This is a genomic window from uncultured Methanobrevibacter sp., assembly GCF_900314695.1.
Classification (GTDB): Archaea; Methanobacteriota; Methanobacteria; order Methanobacteriales; family Methanobacteriaceae; genus Methanocatella.
The window spans coordinates 23,445-42,256 of sequence record NZ_OMWD01000020.1 but is presented as its reverse complement, the minus strand read 5'-3'; the positions used below and the strand labels follow the sequence as shown (position 1 = coordinate 42,256).

At 33.1% G+C, this 18,812-nt stretch carries 17 protein-coding genes; 8 read left to right on the top strand and 9 right to left on the bottom strand.

The features are described from left to right. From QZN45_RS11095 to QZN45_RS07745, 3 genes are all read left to right on the top strand, one after another. A partial coding sequence (locus tag QZN45_RS11095) for a zinc ribbon domain-containing protein (protein ID WP_367241215.1) occupies nucleotides 1-102 on the top strand: 102 nt, incomplete at its 5' end. Between the two features lie 105 nt (nucleotides 103-207). Next, nucleotides 208-2,730 carry a C1 family peptidase gene (locus QZN45_RS07750; RefSeq protein WP_296812284.1) on the top strand — a complete coding sequence of 841 codons (2,523 nt, stop codon included), beginning with the start codon at nucleotides 208-210 and terminating at the stop codon, nucleotides 2,728-2,730. Between the two features lie 203 nt (nucleotides 2,731-2,933). After that, entirely contained in the window at nucleotides 2,934-3,101 is a 168-nt protein-coding gene (locus tag QZN45_RS07745; protein WP_296812282.1) for a hypothetical protein, read from the top strand. 436 nt (nucleotides 3,102-3,537) lie between these two features. Here the strand turns inward: QZN45_RS07745 and QZN45_RS07740 are convergent, their stop codons facing one another. Continuing rightward, nucleotides 3,538-4,416: a type II secretion system F family protein gene (locus QZN45_RS07740; protein WP_296812280.1), complete on the bottom strand. Its 879-nt coding sequence runs from the start codon at nucleotides 4,414-4,416 to the stop codon at nucleotides 3,538-3,540. Between the two features lie 37 nt (nucleotides 4,417-4,453). Next, nucleotides 4,454-5,899: a CpaF family protein gene (locus QZN45_RS07735; RefSeq protein WP_292609246.1), complete on the bottom strand. Its 1,446-nt coding sequence runs from the start codon at nucleotides 5,897-5,899 to the stop codon at nucleotides 4,454-4,456. Nucleotides 5,900-6,033: 134 nt separating this feature from the next. On the opposite strand from QZN45_RS07735, the gene QZN45_RS07730 reads away from it, so the two are divergent. Beyond that, nucleotides 6,034-6,939, top strand: coding sequence for an SAM-dependent methyltransferase (locus QZN45_RS07730; protein WP_296812279.1), 906 nt, complete (start codon nucleotides 6,034-6,036; stop codon nucleotides 6,937-6,939). 117 nt (nucleotides 6,940-7,056) lie between these two features. Here the strand turns inward: QZN45_RS07730 and QZN45_RS07725 are convergent, their stop codons facing one another. The 5 genes from QZN45_RS07725 to QZN45_RS07705 form a co-directional block, all read right to left on the bottom strand. After that, nucleotides 7,057-8,337 (bottom strand): Ig-like domain-containing protein, encoded by a 1,281-nt coding sequence (locus QZN45_RS07725; protein ID WP_296812277.1) that lies wholly within the window; start codon nucleotides 8,335-8,337, stop codon nucleotides 7,057-7,059. 23 nt (nucleotides 8,338-8,360) lie between these two features. Beyond that, nucleotides 8,361-10,328 (bottom strand): Ig-like domain-containing protein, encoded by a 1,968-nt coding sequence (locus QZN45_RS07720; RefSeq protein WP_296812275.1) that lies wholly within the window; start codon nucleotides 10,326-10,328, stop codon nucleotides 8,361-8,363. A gap of 440 nt (nucleotides 10,329-10,768) precedes the next feature. Continuing rightward, nucleotides 10,769-11,041 (bottom strand): STAS-like domain-containing protein, encoded by a 273-nt coding sequence (locus tag QZN45_RS07715; RefSeq protein ID WP_296812273.1) that lies wholly within the window; start codon nucleotides 11,039-11,041, stop codon nucleotides 10,769-10,771. Between the two features lie 65 nt (nucleotides 11,042-11,106). Next, nucleotides 11,107-12,360 carry a tripartite tricarboxylate transporter permease gene (locus QZN45_RS07710; protein WP_292883084.1) on the bottom strand — a complete coding sequence of 418 codons (1,254 nt, stop codon included), beginning with the start codon at nucleotides 12,358-12,360 and terminating at the stop codon, nucleotides 11,107-11,109. A gap of 294 nt (nucleotides 12,361-12,654) precedes the next feature. After that, nucleotides 12,655-13,116, bottom strand: a complete 462-nt coding sequence (locus QZN45_RS07705; RefSeq protein ID WP_296800570.1) for a MarR family winged helix-turn-helix transcriptional regulator — start codon at nucleotides 13,114-13,116, stop codon at nucleotides 12,655-12,657. A gap of 89 nt (nucleotides 13,117-13,205) precedes the next feature. Between QZN45_RS07705 and QZN45_RS07700 the strand changes: the two genes are divergently transcribed. Next, the gene (locus QZN45_RS07700) at nucleotides 13,206-13,706 is read left to right on the top strand and encodes a hypothetical protein (protein ID WP_292609257.1); all 501 of its coding nucleotides are present in this window, start codon (nucleotides 13,206-13,208) and stop codon (nucleotides 13,704-13,706) included. 339 nt (nucleotides 13,707-14,045) lie between these two features. On the opposite strand, the gene QZN45_RS07695 is transcribed toward QZN45_RS07700, so the two are convergent. After that, the gene (locus tag QZN45_RS07695) at nucleotides 14,046-15,059 is read right to left on the bottom strand and encodes a lipopolysaccharide assembly protein LapB (RefSeq protein ID WP_296812271.1); all 1,014 of its coding nucleotides are present in this window, start codon (nucleotides 15,057-15,059) and stop codon (nucleotides 14,046-14,048) included. Between the two features lie 258 nt (nucleotides 15,060-15,317). Between QZN45_RS07695 and feoB the strand changes: the two genes are divergently transcribed. From feoB to QZN45_RS07680, 3 genes are all read left to right on the top strand, one after another. Further along, nucleotides 15,318-17,336 (top strand): ferrous iron transport protein B, encoded by a 2,019-nt coding sequence (gene feoB / locus QZN45_RS07690; RefSeq protein WP_296812268.1) that lies wholly within the window; start codon nucleotides 15,318-15,320, stop codon nucleotides 17,334-17,336. A gap of 154 nt (nucleotides 17,337-17,490) precedes the next feature. Beyond that, on the top strand, nucleotides 17,491-17,718 hold the full coding sequence (locus QZN45_RS07685) for a FeoA family protein (protein WP_292609238.1): 228 nt from the start codon (nucleotides 17,491-17,493) through the stop codon (nucleotides 17,716-17,718). 53 nt (nucleotides 17,719-17,771) lie between these two features. Continuing rightward, nucleotides 17,772-17,972 (top strand): hypothetical protein, encoded by a 201-nt coding sequence (locus tag QZN45_RS07680; RefSeq protein ID WP_292609236.1) that lies wholly within the window; start codon nucleotides 17,772-17,774, stop codon nucleotides 17,970-17,972. Here QZN45_RS07680 and QZN45_RS07675 read toward each other — a convergent pair. After that, the gene (locus tag QZN45_RS07675; RefSeq protein WP_296812266.1) at nucleotides 17,969-18,808 is read right to left on the bottom strand and encodes an energy-coupling factor ABC transporter ATP-binding protein; all 840 of its coding nucleotides are present in this window, start codon (nucleotides 18,806-18,808) and stop codon (nucleotides 17,969-17,971) included. The two genes, QZN45_RS07680 and QZN45_RS07675, sit on opposite strands and share 4 nt — an antisense overlap. Nucleotides 18,809-18,812 lie beyond the last annotated feature (4 nt).

Sequence of the window (18,812 nt, the reverse complement as noted above, 5' to 3'; positions counted from 1 at the left end):
GTCAAAACACGCAACTGGAAATGTCAAAAATGCGAAAAAATACTTGATAGGGACACAAACGCAGCAATTAATATTCTAAACCGCTGGTTCAACGGGGATTAGCCTGATAAAATACTTAAATTAACCATTATTAAGTGAAAATAATTCAGGAATCCCCATCCTCTATAGGATGGGGTGGTTCAATCATCAAATTCAAATTTAAATGTTTTGAACTCTAATTTTTTAAACACTACTTCTAAATATGCAACTGCAATATTTGCTACAGACAAGGGAAGCATTTCAATTTCAAACTCTAAATTTAGAAACCTCTTTGCCAATAAAACTGCAGGTGCAATTGGTGTTAATGCAATCTTTAAGTTAACAATATCTGGCTGTGAATTTTATAATGTTTCCAGTGAAAAGAATGGTGGTGCTATTTTTGCAGATGTGAATGATGAAGAAAGTTATGTCATTGTTAGAAATAGCAAATTCAATGACTGTACTTCTGAATTTGGTGGTGCTATTCTTCAATTAGGTGGAACTTTAGCCATTAAAAACTCAGATTTTGTTGAAAATTCCGTTGAATATGATGGTGGTGCAATATATACCAGTTTTACTAGTGTGGATATTTCAAATTCATCATTCAAATCTAATCTGGCATCTAATGAGATATCTTATGGGGGTGCCGGATACTTTGATATGGGGACAGTAATTATCAGACAAAGCACATTTGAGGATAATCTTGCTTTTAATGTATCTACAGTTTATGCATACGATTCTAATTTGACTTTGAAAAATAACTACTTTAAAAATCCTTCTAATGTTACAAGCATATATACTGTATATGGAAAAGTAAGTGATGAAGGAAATACTTTCAATGGGGATAAATGGTCGTTCGGCAATACTGATTATTTTTATAACTTTGAAAATACTGCCAATCCGTTTATGATATATAACAATACTATTGTTGGTCCGTTACCTGAAAAATTTGATTTGAGAGAATATGGTTGGGTTTCACCCGTTAAAAACCAAGGATTTGTGGGTGCATGTTGGGTATTTGGTAATCTGGCAGCATTGGAGTCTGCATTAATGAGGTATGCAAATGTAACATATTCATTGTCTGAAAACAATGTTCAAAATTCAATGCTTCAATATTCAAAATACGGACAGTTGGATATGGATGAAGGTGGAACTCCTTTTGCTCCTATTGCTTATTTGATTGATTGGATGGGAATTTTCCCTAGTGAATATGACAGCTATGATGAACTTGGTAAAATTTCTCCATTGCTTATCACTCCCGAGGACATTCACATTCAAAATGTGGTTGTTGTTCCTGAAAGAAAGAATTCTCTGGACAATGATTTGATTAAAAATGCGTTGCTTAAATATGGTGCTTTGGCAGTCAGTCACAATGCTGATTTTAATAAAACTACTTATTTCAATAAATCAAGTTCAGCACAGTATTATTATGGTAAGCCAACATCAGATCATAGAGTTTGTGTTGTAGGGTGGGATGATACTTATTCCAGAAATAATTTCTTAAAACCTGCTCCTGGCGATGGTGCATGGATTGTTAAAAATAGTTGGGGCTCCGATTGGGGTGATGGAGGATATTTCTATGTTTCCTATTATGATACGTCATTTGCTACATGTATTGAAAGTGTTGGATATATAATTAATAACGATTCCTATAATAGGATTTATCAAGTCGATGTTGGTGGTGAGATAAAGTTGGTGAATGGTTATAATTATTACTATAATGTGTTCACAGCTGATGAAGATGAATTGATTGCAGCAGTTGGAACATATTTTGATAAAACGGGCAGGAATTATGGATTTACAATATCTGTAAATGATGTTGATGTTTATTCTCAAAATGGTATTAGTGAATTTGGAGGATATTCCACAATCAAATTAAACAAATATGTTCAAATCAAAAAAGGAGATGTTTTCCAAATAACCTTCAAAAATAAGGCATCTCTTCTCTATGATCTCAGAATCCATACTCAAAAAGGCACTTCTTTTGTAAGTAAGGATGGTAAGACCTGGATTGATTTAGCAAGTATTAAGAGTGTAGCTATTTTAAAAGCTTACACTGTTTCCGATTTGAATATTACTGAAAATTTGGTGAAATACTATAGGAATGATACTCCATTTGTTGCGAAAGTCGGTGTCGGTGAAGAGGTTGTTTTTGAATTCAATGGTAAAAAGTCCACAGTCATTGCTGATGAAAATGGATTGGCTAAACTTAATATCAACAGCAATCCTGGAAAGTACAGCATCACAACAACTTACAATGGAACTTCAATCGTCAATTACATTATAATAAAAAACACTGTTGTCTCTTCCAATGTCAAAAGGACTTATAATGCTAATTGCAATTATAAACTTAGGATAGTGGATTCTGCCGGAAAGCCTGTAAAAAAGGCTAAGGTTGCCGTTTCTATCAATGGAAAATCTAAGAATTACAAAACTGATGATTCAGGATACATAACTCTTAAATTCACAAAATTGACCAAGGCACAAAAAATCACTGTTAAAAATCCAAAGACATGTGAGAGCAGAACCACTAAAATCGTGATTTGTTCAAGATTTTCAGGTGAGAAAAATGTTGTAATGTATTACTTTGACGGATCCAAGTTTAAAGCTACAATACTGGGGGACAATGTCAAACCTGTTGGTAAAAATAAGGTAGTGACCATTAAGATCAACAAAAAACATACAAGGTCAAAACCAATGCCAAAGGCGTAATTGCTTTTAAAATACCTAATACTATAAAACCGGGTTCACATAAATTAACTGCAACTTACAAAGGTGAGAATATCAAAAAGACCATTAATGTAAAACAAAATCTTAAAACCAAAAAATATTCTGTTAAAAAGTCTTCTAAAAAGCTCACTGTCAAAGCAACTCTCAAGAACGGTAAAAAAGCAGTCAGCGGCAAAAAGATAACATTGAATCTTAATGGTATAAAAATCACTAAAAAAACCAATAAAAAAGGAATCGCTCGATTCATCATTAAGAAAAATATCATAAATAAACTTAGTGCAGGTAAAAAATACGCTATAAAATTCACCTACATTAAAAACACAGTCAAAACAACTTTAACTGTCAAACGTTAGGGATTCAATCTCTAACTTTTTTTAATTTTTTTTGGTTAATCAAAATATTTATATATTAGTTTATACTACCTGTTATATAACACGTGATATATTATAACACGTGACATATAATATGTTCCATATTTTTAGGTTAACCTAAAAAATACCGAAACATTTATATACTATCATTTACTATGTTATACATAGTGATGTGAATTTAGGTACTCCTAAATTTTAGGCGTATTAAAACATTACTCTCAAAACATATTATTTATATAATCAGTCAAATAATATGCAATCTCCAAAATATATAAAATATTAAATTAGTTTTCACAATTTTCTAATTTAATATAAATGGAAAATTCTTCTGCCAAAAATTTTCCAAAAAGTCGTTGGTGTTTACAATCTCCTCAAAAAAAATAAACACCAATATTATCTCTTTTTTTATAGGATTTTTTTAAATTTTAGGCTCTAATTTTTTGATGAAAATTCCCATTAACATAATCACTAGTGGGAAAAATAATGAATAGATTAATATTAATAGATTTCCAGAAATCACATCTCCCATTACCGTTGATCCAGCCATAAGCATTATCAAAATGATGACAGGTGCTAAAATTGCTATGAATGTGTAAATCAGAATAAATGAGTTCAATTTTTGAGAATATTCCTTTAGCTTTATTTGGGTTTCAAAGGAAATGTCTTTTGCAATGATGTCCAGGCTGTTTGCCAGATTGCCTCCAACTCGCAATGTGCCGATTATTTGATGGATGGTTCTGCTTAAGCCCTCTGAGTTGACCCTATGTGACATCTCCTGCAAGGACTCTTCAGTTTGTTTTCCGAACTTTATCTCTTCCAGAACCCGTGTAAATTCCTTTGACAGAGATCCGTAATTTGAATTTTTAATTGTCAGCATGGTATCATGCAATCCCTTTCCCGACTTCAGTTCTATGCTCATATGTCTCAATGCATAGGGAAGTTCCTGATTCAAATCTGAATAGCTGTTTTTTTCTTTAATCTGAGGATAATAAATCAGGAATGTGTAAGTCATTGTGATTAGGATTAAATAAATGCCTCCAATTTCAAAACTGGTGAGATAGGTTATCAAAAATAAAACTGCAATCAGAAGAATTATGGTTTTTTTGTTAAGGAAGTATTTGACCAGTTTATTTCTGATTATGTAGATTTTATCTTCATTCTTTTTTGGATTTTCATTTTCGCTTTCAAAATTTATTCTGGAAAACATTTTTAAATCCAGTTTGGAATTATTCTCTTTTTTAATTTTGATATCTTTTAGAGAAATGCCTTTTATGGAGTTCACCACAAACAGGAACATTCCTCCCAGAGCAATAAAGAATTTTTTAAAAATAATATCACCCGTTTAAAAGGATTCTGTTTAGAACTTTTTGAGGATTTGCATAATACATCTCTAAAATGGTATTGACTTCATTTTCACGATGAATGTTTTGATTTGCCATATGTTTAAGCAATAACTCTCTATTTTCAATCTCCTTATTAATTTCATACAGTGATTTTCCACTTAAGTTTGCAATTTGGGTCAATGTTTTGCTTGAAATGCTCACGTTTTCAATGCTGTCGGTTTCAGGATTCCATTCAAAAATTTTATTCAATTGGATTACTCCCTCTTCTGAGCCAACTACTTCTGCAACTTCACTGATTCTTCTGTATGAAACTCCTGATGGTGTGTATATTCTTTTTTGCATTATAATGAAATCAATTGCCTGAATCATTATCTTTGGAACGGACATTGGATTTGTTGTCAATCTTGTAATTGTTTCCCGTGCACTATTTGAATGGAGTGTTCCAAATCCTGAATGGCCTGTGTTTAATGCGGTAAATAATGTGATTGCCTCTTCAGCTCTCACCTCTCCAACGATTATTCTGTCAGGACGCTGCCTTAGGGAATTTTTTACCAGATCATTCATGGTCAATTCTCCTTTGTTTTCAACATTTGAAGGTCGGGTTTCCATTCTGATAACATGTTCATGGGGTATTTGAAGTTCCAGTGTATCTTCTATGGTTATTATTCTTTCTTTTGGATTGATGAATGATGCCAATGCGTTTAATGTTGTTGTTTTTCCGGAACTTGTTCCTCCTGATATTATAGCATTGGCTGACCTGACTCCGAGTCCGTCAAAACACAACCATAAAAATGCGGCCAGTTCCAATGACAGTGTTTTTGAATTTATCAAATCGATGATGGTCAGTGGGTCTTTTTTAAATTTACGGATTGTAAGTGATGGCCCATCTGCGGATACTGGGGGAATTGTCGCATTGATTCTTGATCCGTCGCTTAGTCTTCCATCCAGAATTGGTGATTCCTTATCGATTCGTCTGTTGATTTGCCTTGCCATTGAATCTATTAAATCGGTTAGCTCCTGCTCGTCATCATAACGGATGTTTGTTTTCATCATTCCATGTTTTCTGTGATAAACGTAAACTGGTTTATTTATGCCGATTATCATGATTTCTTCAAGCTCATCATCCTGAATCAATGAGTCGATTTTACCATATCCAATTATATCCCTGAGTAGCTTGCGGGATAAGTTGTCTAAATATTCATTTGGGATTCTTTTATTTTGATTTTCTCCGGAGAATCTATTAAATAAAAATACTTTGATGTCATTTAACAGTTTGTCTTTGTTTGGCTGAAAATTTTCACCGGATGATATAGCTAAATCCACTAAATTTTCACGAATTTCATCTAAAAGAATTTTTTCTTCAGTTGTGTAATTTTGTTTTAAAACGTCATATTGGGGCATAACTGTATTTTTGCTTAAATTTTCTTTTGTTTCCATTTTTAAAACCTGCTGAGTCTTTTTTCTATATTCTTAAAATTAGTATTACTAATTAATAAACTTTTATTACTTTGCAAATCATAATTACTGACTTAAAACAATACTTTAAATATAATTCAATTGTGGGTGCAATCATGTTTGACAAGAAAGATTTGGATGAGAAAATTAATGCCCTTCATGAATGTGGGGAATGCAGGGATATTCAGATAAAAAAATTTTCACCGATTTGTGACTATGATGACTTTGAAAGTCTCGATGATGACTTTAAGAGATGTTCCTGTGGAAAAAGACCGATTGATGTTGTGATGGCACATATTTTAAAAATAATGGTGGAGGAGGATATAGTTCCCGAAACTGCTACTCTAAGGCGCAACTCACCGGTACCGCTGTCCAATTTCTACTACAGCAGTCTGAATCCGCAATTTCTCAATAAAAACAGTTTGATACTGCTCCATCCTGATTTCAATGATGAAGTAACATCAAGATTGATGGGGGAAGTTTCTGAAGTGGCATGTGTTTTAAAGGGGAGTCCTCAAAATACCGTTGGAATGTTTGATAAAGGTTCACAGATTAATCATTTTGAAATTCTTGACGGGGACGATACCCAGATAAATGTCATGAGAACACTGCTTGATGAAAAGATAATCATTGTTAAAAACCAGTCCAGACACCATATTGAAGTGGCCGTCACCACCGAGCAAAAGCTGGTTCAGCTACATAACTATTTGAATAATAATGGAATTAAAAAAGGTGTGGCTATTGATGCGATGTGCGGTTTGGGAGCATTGGGAATCTATTTGCTGAAATATGGCTTTGAAAAGGTAATATTTAATGACATCAATCCGGAAATGATTGATCAGCTGAAAGTCAATTTGCAAATAAATGAAATCGCTGATAATTTTGAAATTTTCAATGAATCTTTTGAGGATTTAAAAATCGATAAGGCAGATTTGTGCATAATTGATGCATTTCCAGGTGCAGATATTTCAAAAATCACCAAAAAGGCAGAAAAAATAGCCGATAATGTGTTGATTATCTAAAGTTTTTAAAATCCAATATTGTTTCATGTACTTGTGAAACGGAAAAAATAGCTAATTTGGATTAAAAGTAATGATTTAATTCAGAAAAAATAAAAAACGGTGTAGATGCGGCTGCATCTACTTAATAGTTATTTTAGTTTTCTTGGTTACTTTTTTGTAGTATTTGTTGCCTTTGTAGGTAATTGCTGCATTGAACTTGCCTTTTTTAGTCAACTTGGTAATTTTGAATGTTGCTTTACCTTTGGAGTTGGTTTTTGCAGAGTAGGTTTTCTTGTTGACTTTAAGTGTAACTTTAACACCTTTCATAACCTTGTTTTGGTTGGTTTTTAAAGTAATGCTGTATTTTTTGGTTTTGACTGTTCGTTTGAATGTTTTCTTTTTGGCGGTTATTTTTGGTGTTGCCTTTTTGACTGTGACTTTAACAGTATTCTTGGATGTTTTTTCATAGTTGGTGTTGCCTTTGAATGTTATTTTTGCAGTGTAGGCATTAGGAGCCAATCCTTTTGTAGACACTTTTATTTGACCGTTTTTAGTAGTGTATGTTTTTGCATCTTTCAGCTGGACTGTTATATTAACGCCATTTAGTGCATTGCCTTTGGAGTCTTTTAATGTAATGACAAGGTTTTTGTTTACATTGTATACTGTGGCAATAGATTTTCCACTTAAAGTTGTTTTGAGCTTGTTGACAGTAATGCTGGCTGTTTTTGTAACTGGATTGTAATTTTCCTCAGCAATTGTGGTAACTTGCAATGTGTATTTGCCTGCATTCAAATGGGATACTGTTATGTTGGTGCCGTTGACAGTTACGTTAGCTTGGTATTGGTTTACCACTATTGCATTAACTCCTGTAGCTCCTGTAAATGTTACTGTTGTGGATCCGATAGAGTTGTAATCAAATGTAACGTTATTGACTGTTAATGTTGAATTTAGTTTCCTGACAGTTATTGTAGCGTTTTCGGTGACTGCATTGTAGTTTTCCTCAGGTATTGTTGTTACTGTTAAAGTGTGGCTGCCTGCATTCAATACCGGAATTTCTATTGTGTATCCGTTAACTTTTGCATCTTTACCATCTAGTTTTGCGGTAATTCCTTTGGCTCCTGTTGTATCTGCAGTGATGTTTAGGGAATTTCCATAATCCAATACTGATGATCCGATGTTTACGATTGAATTGGCCTTGTTCACTTTGATTTTTATGGTTTTGGTGGTTTTTTCGTAGTTTTTATTTCCTTTGAATGTGATTGTAATGTTTGCTGTACCGATTGAAAGTGCAGTGACTTCGCCAAGGGTAGTGACATTGGCAACGCTTGGATTGTTGCTTGAAAAGGTTATGTTTCCTTCAGCGTATTCGGGCATCAATACATAAACGAGTTTGGTTTTATCTCCAAATGCCAGTTCCAAATCATTTGCACCAATGTTAGTATCTACTTATTGATAGTAATGTTGGCTGTTTTAGTTACTGGGTTATGGTTTTTATCTGGTATTGTTGTCACGTTTAAGGTGTAGATTCCAGCATCCACTGGAATTTCTATTGTAAATCCATCAGTTTTAGCGTCTTTGCCATCGATTTTTGCGATAATTCCGGTAGCGCCTGTTGCATCTACGGTGATGTTTAAGGAAGGCTTGTATTCCAATTCTTGTGATGGGATGATTAAGGTTGAATTGGCCTTGTTCACTTTGATTTTTATGGTTTTGGTGGTTTTTTCGTAGTTTATATTCCCTTCGAATGTGATTGTAATGTTTGCTGTGCCTGCTGAAAGTGCAGTGATGTTTCCGTCAGATGCGACATTGGCAACCTCTGGGTTATCGCTTATAAAATAAATTCGTCCAGTAGCTTCTTCAGGTTCCAATGCATAACTGACTTTGGATTTGTCATCTAAGTTTAGTTCCAAATCACTTGCAACAATTTTCACTGATGCCTTATTAACAGTAATTGTCACTGTTTTAGTTACGGAGAGGTGGGTTTCATCAGGTATTGTTGTCACTGCTAAAGTGTAGTTGCCGGCATCCAAATCTGAAATTTGAATTGTAAAATTATCAACAACACTAACAGATTTATCGTCAATCTTATCGGTGATGCTTGTTGCGCCTTCAGTTGCTACAGTAACGGTTTCAGATTCAGGATAATCTAAAATAATATCATCAAGATGAATAGTTGAATTGGTTTTTCTAATTGTTATGGTTGCGCTGTTGACAGTCATTATTTTAAAATTAGTATATGTTGCATTGATTTCGTAAGTTCCGTATTTATCAAATGTGTGCATGATCATCCAGGTTCCGTTGGAATCGTATGTTCCGTTGATTTCCTCACCGTTTGGCAGGATAAACACTAATCTGCCCCCAATGAGGTCAGTAGGGATATTGGATTTTGCAGAGATTGTGACAGTCTTGTTGCTGGTTGTCACCGGAGTTACATTAATATAGTATTCTGTGTTTGGAATTACTGTTATGGTTCTGTTGATTGATTCAAATCCAGCATATTCAGTATTGAAAATAGCGTAATAGGAGCCGACCGGCAAATTCACTACCCATCCTTCACTGCTTAAACAGCTGTATTCTCCAATTAAGCTGTCATTGTTTTCATCATATACGCTTATTGAGATATTTCCATTGTCGACAGGCATGCTGCTGTTTGTTTTTAAGTCAAATGTTAATTTTTCACCGGAATTATTGAGTGCTTCGAAATCATCCACATTCAATGCGGGAGGAACAATCTGCACATTGTAAGTTGTGCCAGTATCTGTGAAGATACATGTGTCTGCAGTAACGGGATAGGCTTCTGAATAGATATCAGAACCTTCCCCAGCAGAATTGCCGCTAAAATAACAATTTGTCACAGCAACATTACCATTTGTATTGTAAATAGCACCACCCCAGCTATATTGGTCTCCTTTGTTATTGATAAAAGTACAATTTGTCACAGCGCCATTGATATTCTCTTCAAAGTAAATTAGACCCTTCAATTGTCCATTGTTATCAATAAAATTACAATCTAAAATTTTAGCATCGTTGCCATTAACATAAAAAGCAAGACCCTCTGTATCACGGCATGCATTTTTAATAGTCAGATTTTTAACGGTTATATTGTTACTTTCTATGTGGAATACCTGAGTATCTAATCCATTCATATCAATAACAGTACCGTTACCATCAATAACACTATTAGGAACACCTAGATTAATAAACTCTAGTTCTTGACCTGTGCCATTGTAATTATAGAATTTATGTTTCAGTGTGATATTTCCTCCTTCACCAATCTCTTTTTTCAAATCATCGAATGTAGCGTTTGTATTTGGATCAACATCGGCACCTGTAATTTCATTATCTTTTACACTTTGTATTTCATCATTATTTGTTTTGCTTAGTACTTGATTGTCATCCGTTGTTTTCAAATCCTTTTCTATAGATGTTGATTCTATTTCTGGATTTTAATCACTCATCATTACTTTATCGTCAACTTCACCAGCGCTTACACTGGCAATGCTGATTAGGATAAAAATAGAAAGAATCAATATTATGCTTTTGTATTTCATGTTTTTTTTTTTATCTCCTTTATGTTTAAAAATTTTGTTTTTGATGAATATAAAAATGTTTTTGTAATGTTAAAATTGAGGGGGATGGTTGATTAATTACTTATTTAAAATAGTAATGTTCAAAACATTAATTTGGAAAATATTGGTTTCATTAAAAGACAATTAGAAATTAATTGGGGATAACTTCAATTAATCATTCATGATTTTGGATGTTTAAAATGTGGTTTTTTAAGTTGGTGATGTGTAGATGCTTATATTTTAGAAATAATGAAAATAACAGATGGTGTGTTGATTATCTACTATCTCAAACAAGTTTTTTCAAAATCTTCAGATACAATATATAATAGTTGTTTAATTGATTCAGACATATTTACTTCAGTTATTTTTGTATTGCAGTTATGTTTTTGAAATACGTATTCTTGTGCAAATGATCTGCTCATAAACTCAATATTTTTAAAATTCAATATTGCTTCTGGTTTGTTATTGATTTCTTGAAATATTTTTTTTGCAGTTGAACCCATACCTAATTTTTTTGAATATGCCTCTTCAAGAATGATTTCATATTCGCTCATTTTCATTCTCCATATTTTTATATATTCGTAAATATTGTTAATTAATTTGTTTTTCATAATTTAACCTAAATAAACATTTGCATATAAATGACGATTGCTGGAACAATCAGTATTCCCATCAAATGGGATTTTCCAACTCCAATGTAGTGGGGAAGCATTCCCATGGCGGTTGAAGTAATCAAAGCCAGAGTCATATAAAAAACAGGAGCTTGATAATAAAAAATGAATATGTATAATATTAATATCTGAAGCAATATTACTCCAATGGACAATTTCTTGTAATCAACACCACCCATCAGCCTGGAAAATGAATCTCCTAATTTTAAAGACAACACCAATGAAACGGACACTGCTATCAATGATGCAAAGATAAAAATCATCAAATGGTTCAGTGTCATCTCAGAGATTAGATATGACATGTATACGGCAATTCCGCTTCGGGGATTTCCGATGATATAGATTGCAATCAATGAAAAAAGACAATCCGAAACATTCAGTCCAGATGTTGCAAGTAAAAAATTGACAGTATCGTCGTCATCATTGTCATTTGTGCCGCTTGCAGCCTGTGCTATCACGGTTCCCTGTGCAGGTCCGAATCCCGGAAGAAAACCAAGAATCGCCCCGGTTATTCCTCCTGCAAAAATGCTTTTATATTTCCCCAAATCCAGATTAAGCTCATAAAATTTGTTCTGATGTGGTATTGTTGATGAATCATTAAGGCTGAATAATATTGTGCTTATTCCAAAAAGACCTGAAAATGTGCACATTAGAGACACTCCTGATGAAATTGGGGTTTGAAAGATAATCCAGCCCAAGATTCCCGAAAGGATGAAAAGAAGAAGGGACCATAAAAAATCCCTCATGGAATTTGTCATGCTGTAAGTCAAATAAACGGATGCAGCAAGCAGGATAATCCATGTAAATGGTTTTGTCAAATCATGCATTATTGGAAGTGCAACTGCAAAGATTGGCATCATCAATATTGTAACTATGATTGCTCCAAATCCTCCGACTGACACTATTCTTATGACCTCTTTGGACCTTCCCTGCAGAACCATTCTGTGTCCTGGTAGTATTGATGTTGCGGTTCCCTCCTGTGGCACTCCCAAAAGCATTGACGGTACAAATTCAATCAGTGCATGGGCTATTGACATTGCAACCATCAGGACACATAGAAATTCCGGTGATAGGAATGTCAACAGAAAACTTGAAGATGCGAACAATATTGCTCCGGCAGTGTTAACATGTATTCCAGGTATCATTCCTGTTGTTGTTCCAATCAATATGCCTATAAAACAAGCTATTACTAATTCAATCATAGCTATTAATTGTTTTAACTTTAATTTATACTTTGTTGAAGTAATTAAGTAATATTTGCTTTATTTTGAAAAATTGGAGTTGTTTGGAAATATTTATTCAATTGAAGAATTGTTGTAGTTTTGCAAACTCGTTTTCATTAAAAAAGCATTTGTGCATATTGGAGCAAAAACAAAAAGTTAGGTGATTATGTGGAAAATAATGAAAATAAAAGGGATGGTATTATGTGTATCTTTCAAATCATTTAAAAGACATAGAGCATATTATGATAGTTATTTTTCTGGAATGGAAGTCGATTAGAATTGATTCCTGTTGAATTCAAGGGACTTTAGTGATACTCTGGTTAGAAGTTTCAGCAAATCTTCACGGGGGATATCCAATTCTTCACAAATCATATCGTCCCATTCTTTTTCTTTTTCCAATAAAAATTCTGATGTTTCAATTCCCTTTTTGGTTAAAGTAATCTTATATGCTCTTTTGTTATATTCATCAATTTCTCTAGTGATCAATCCTTTTTCCTCAAAATCTTTAAATGCCCTTGAAACTCCGCTTCTGTCCATCAGACATGCCTTTGCAATGTCTGATTGGTTTGTACCCATTTCATAATATAAAAATAGCAGCATGTAATATTGGCTGGGAAGTATCTCCGTTTCGCTTTTGATGTGTTTATTGATGTAAAAGTCATGGGTTTTCATCAATGTAATCACATGATTTACTAATAATGGAGAATCTTCAATAATCTCATCATATTCTATCATAATAATATCTCCTTATTAATTAATATCTGAATTAATATTTAAATAGTATTTGTAACATATTATACACAATGAACTATTGAGGTGCAACCATGAACAAAAAAATCATCATCATTTTTGCAATTGTCTGTGTTGGCTTTGTGTTGCTTACAGGTCCAGCCTTTGCAAAAGAAAATGTTAATGTAAAAATATCTACTGACAAATGGCTTAACGGCAAGGGAGTTATTTTAATTAAGCTTGTTGATGACCGTGGCAGGGAAATCAATACCAATGGAAAAATCAATTATACAATCACTGATTCCAGTGGTCATTATGAATGGAAATATAAGTCCTATAGCAAATTTCTTCGCATAAAATATGATGCAGGATGGTATAATGTCCAAGTAAAATTTGACGGGGATAAAAAGTACAGTTCAGCTTTTTCATCTCAGGACGTTAATGTACCAACATCCAGACCTAGTTTTGATGCTTATAATTATTATGATAATCATAATTGGGGTTTAAACCAAAAAATGGATGATTATATTGAAGATAATTACTGGGATGAAGAAATCTATGATGATCCTTCAAATTATGACGGTGAAGGATATTAAAGTCTAAATTAGTATTAAAAAAAGGGATGAATTGGTGTTTAAGTATATGGAGGAGTTTAAACACCAATCGTGTTTCTTTTTGGAAAATTTTTGGCAGAAGAATTTTCCATTAATATTGAATTAGAAAATTGAGAAAAGCTAATTCAATATTTTATTCTATATTTTTGGAGATTGTATTATTATTTTTTTGACTAATAATATGTTTTGTTAAGTGAACATTTAGTTTTACCTAAATTCATGTCACTTGTATTAAAGTTTGATTTTATAGTATTTAAAGCTTTCTATTTTTTTAGGCATACCTAAATTTTTTTAAAAGATATTTTCAAAAAATGGTTAAAATTAATTTCCATAGCCAAACAATCTTAAAATTCCATATAAAATTAATATAATTATTAAAATTATAATTGAAGTTTTCATAGGCATGAATTTTGTTTGTCCAAACTCCTTATCTTTTACCTTTCCGGTTTTCATTATTCTTTCTTTTTCAAAGGAACATTTCCGGTAGATTTTTTCAATATCATTTGGAAGCCTGCCCTTTTCATTTAAGAAGTTGATGGTTTTATTCAAGTATTTGATGGCTTCGTCATCCTTTCCAAGTTTAACACAGCAGAATGCCGCTTTATAATTGAAATTAGTAATCAAATCCAAATCATCATCTTTAATACTGCTTTCTTTTTGTATACATGAATTATATGCTTTCAGAGCATCATCATATCTTTTAAGCTCATAAAGGGCATCCCCTTTTGCATTGAGTGCCATGATTGTGTCTTCGCTTCCCAATGATCTGTCTAGGTATTTGATTGCCTCTTCATTTTTTCCATTTTTTTGAAGCGCAACCCCTTTGTATAAATCAGATTTTTCATTGCCGTTTGTCAATGTTTCATATTTGTTTAGGTAGGCTAATGCATCATCATACCTTTTGGCTTGAATTAACAGTTCTATCTTTCCCATTAAAACTTCGTTCTTGCTGATTCTAGGCTTTTCAATTTTGGCATAGGATTTGTATTTGTCATAAGCCTTATCCATGTATTCAATCGCCTCATCGACTTTTCCCTTGTTGAATCTGGATAATGCCTTGTCACATATTGCATTAATTGACCTAGGTTGCTTTTCTAAATATTCATCGAAATATTTCTCGCCGTAATCTCCATTGTCATGATTTTCATCATAGTATTGGTAGTACATTCCCTTTTCTTCAAGTGCAGGAAGGTATTCCTCATCGATTAATAAGTCTAAAATTGCAATATATTCTTCAATATCATCTTTTCCATGTCTTTTTCTGGCTAATTTTAGGGCTTGTTTATAATCTTCTTTTTCTATATATATCTGTGCTTGTTCAACGGCATCACTCATCATATCAACCTAGTAAACTATATCAGTAAATGCTTTTTTAATATTCTTATAATTCTTTTTAATATAAATAGTTTGGTTTTTTCTTTGGCATGCCTAAATATTTAAATAGCATAACATTCATAGAAATATATGTTTAGGTTAACCTAATTTTTTTTTTATGGATTAGAAGACTTAAACTAAAAAAATTTTTTTAGTATGAAATAATATTTGAAAGATAGAATATTATTTATATAAGTTAATTAAACGGGAGAATGGTTAATGACAGAATTAATTGTAGGATTGGCAGGAAACCCGAATGTGGGTAAAACTACTGTCTTCAATCGATTAACTGGTATGCGTCAACATGTAGGAAACTGGCCTGGAAAAACTGTTGAAAGAGCAGAAGGTCACTTCAAACATGGCAGCTACGAATATGATGTTATCGATTTGCCTGGTAATTATGCATTAAGTGCTCATTCTATGGAAGAAATCGTTTCAAGGGATTTCATTGTAGATGATGACTCTGATGTGATTATTAATGTAGTTGACGCTGCCAATTTGGAACGTAATTTATATTTAACAGTTCAAATGATGGAACTGGGCGCAAATATGGTAATGGCGCTTAACATGAATGATTTTGCAAAGAAAAAAGATCATATCATTGATATACCGTTGATGAGTGAACTTTTAGGATTTCCCGTCATTGAAATCAGTGCTAAAGATGGGGATGGATTTGAAGAATTATTGACAACTGTGGAAAAACAAGCATCAAATCCAATTGATTCCAGTGCAAAATTGTCCTATGGTGATGAATTAAAAGAACATTTAGGTGATTTACAATCATTAATTGAAAAGGATAGTAACTTATTGGATGTTCCTTCTGTTTGGACTGCTATAAAGTTATTGGAAAGAGACTCTATTGTAATTGAAAAAGTTCAGAAATCTTCTCAAAGTTCTGCAATCATGGCTGAAGCTGATAAAGTTGCAGGACACCTTCATGATTTGTATGATGCGGGTGCAGAAGAAGTTGTAGCAAATGCAAGGTATGCATATATTAATGGATTAATGGCGGAAGCTGTTAAAAGACCCGATGTTGAAAAAGAAACTACTACTGATAAAATAGATAGAATTGTAACTAATAGGTTTTTAGCCCCATTCATATTTATCTTCGTAATGTTTTTATTATTCCATTTGACATTCACAATCGCAACTCCGTTTTGTGATTTTATTGATGAATGGTTTGCATGGTTTGGTGAATATTTAGCTGGTGCTGTCGGAAATGAAATATTGGGTTCTTTTCTCCAAGACGGAATTATTGGTGGTGTAGGTGGAGTAATTGTGTTCTTGCCGCAAATTATTCTTATGTTCTTGTTCTTGAGCATATTGGAAGACAGCGGTTACTTGGCAAGAGCTGCTTTCACTTTAGATAAAGTTATGCACTCAATTGTGGGTCTTCATGGAAAAGCTTTCATTCCTATGATTTTAGGATTTGGTTGTGGAGTGCCTGCAGTTATGGCAACCAGGACTATGGAAAATGAATCTGACCGTTTGCTTTCAATGATGCTTATTCCATTCATGTCATGTACTGCAAGATTGCCTATTTATTCAATATTTATTGGCGCATTCTTTGTTGCAAATAAAAGTATAATCTTATTATCTATCTATTTACTAGGTATTGTTGTAGCACTTATTGTTGCGGGAATACTTAAAAGGACTATGTTTAAAGGAATGTCTGCTCCGTTTGTTATGGAACTTCCAACATATAAGGTTCCATCTCTGAAAGGAGTATTGTTGCACACCTGGGAGAAAACCAAAGGATTTTTAAGAAAAGCTGGTACTATTATTCTCGGTTCAGCTATTATAATCTGGATTTTAAGTTCAGTCCCATTCGGTGTCGAATATGGATCACAAGAAAGTGTTCTTGGTATGATAGGTTCTGCAATTGCACCTGTATTCGCCCCACTAGGGTTTTCCACATGGCAAGCAGGTATTGCTATTTTAACTGGTTTGGTTGCTAAAGAAGTTGTAGTATCCACTTTCACCACATTAGGTGGACTTGAAGAAGATGACGAAGAAGGAACAATAGCTTTGGTACATGATTTATTCACTCCATTATCTGCATACTCATTCATGGCATTTTGTCTATTGTATGTACCTTGTTTCGCTGCTATTGGTGCAATCAAACAGGAGACCAACAGTTGGAGATGGCCGTTAATTATGTGTGCTATTACATTGGTAACAGCATATATTGTAGCTTTCTTAATCTACAATGTAGGTCTATTGGCAGGATTTGGATAGATTCAAGAATATTCTGAACTGAAAAATTGTTTAGATGGGATAATTTTATTATCATTATCTTTAATTTTTTAGTCATAACTAAATATTTATATATTAGTTTTTACAAAATTAAGTGTACCTAAATATTTTGTTTTAAGTTTACATTGGTGATATGATGAAAACATTAAAAGATGTAAAACCTGGCGAAACAGTTACTTTGGTAAAATACCACGAAACTGGTGATGTAGGTTTAAGAAGACACTTGTTAGGTATGGGTTTCATTAAAGGTGCAAAAATCACTGTTAAAAAAGTAGCTACCTTAGGTGATCCAATCGAAATGAGTGTAAAAGGATATGACATTTGTCTTCGTAAAGAAGAAGCTGGAAATATTGAAGTGGAATAACTTCAATCTTTTCATTATTTTTTTTTAATTATTTTTTTTTGGCGGTGTTTATTATGAAATGTCGTATGTGCGGTTTTGAATTTGATGAAAAAGCAGTGGAAAACCGTGGATGTTTTAATTGTGGTAAACATAGTGGTTGCAATCAGGTTCATTGTCCGAACTGTGGATTTGGCAATCACCCCGAACTTGAAGAAGAATTTGAGTTTATAGTAAAATTAAAAGAAAGGTTTAAAAGAAGAAAATCAACAAATTAACCTTTTTTTATTTTTAAAATTTCTTCGACTGTCTCATCAACACTTATTTTTTCAGTATCAACATCCAGTCCTCTTTCTTTCAGTTTATATAATATTTCAGTTGTTATCGGTGCTTTTAAATGAGCTTTTTTTAACAGTTCCTTATCGGAAAATATCTGGTGTTTATCTCCTTCGGCAATTATTTCACCTGAATACAGGACAAATATCTTATCTGCAAAGTGATTTACCATTTCTATGTCGTGGGAGGAAATTACTATGCTTATTCCTTCATTGTTTAGATTGTTTAAAATGTCCAATACTTTGTCAACACCTTCCGGATCAAGTCCTGCAGTTGGTTCATCAAGTATCATTATTTCAGGTCTCATGGCAATGATTCCGGCAATTGCAACTCTTTTCTGCTGCCCTCCACTTAAGTGATGAGGAGTTTTATCTTCAAATCCGGTCATTCCGACCATTTCAAGAGACTCTTCGATTCTTCGTTTCACTTCATCATATTCAAGACCTAAATTCATAGGTCCGAATGCAACATCCTCTTTCACGGTCGGTGCAAATAATTGGTCGTTAGGATCCTGGAATACTATTCCTACTTTTTGCCTTACTTTAAGCAGCTCTTCCCTTTCATAAACAATTTTTTCACCATCTACTTCAATATGTCCTGATGTAGGTTCTGTCAAACCGTTAAAGTGGGAGAATAATGTTGATTTTCCTGCACCGTTAGGTCCCATAATGGCTATCTTTTCACCTTTTTTTATTTGGATATTGACATTTTTTAAAGCTTCAGTTCCATCCGGATATGTAAATGATAAATTTTTTGTCTCTAAATGAATTTGTTCCATGTAA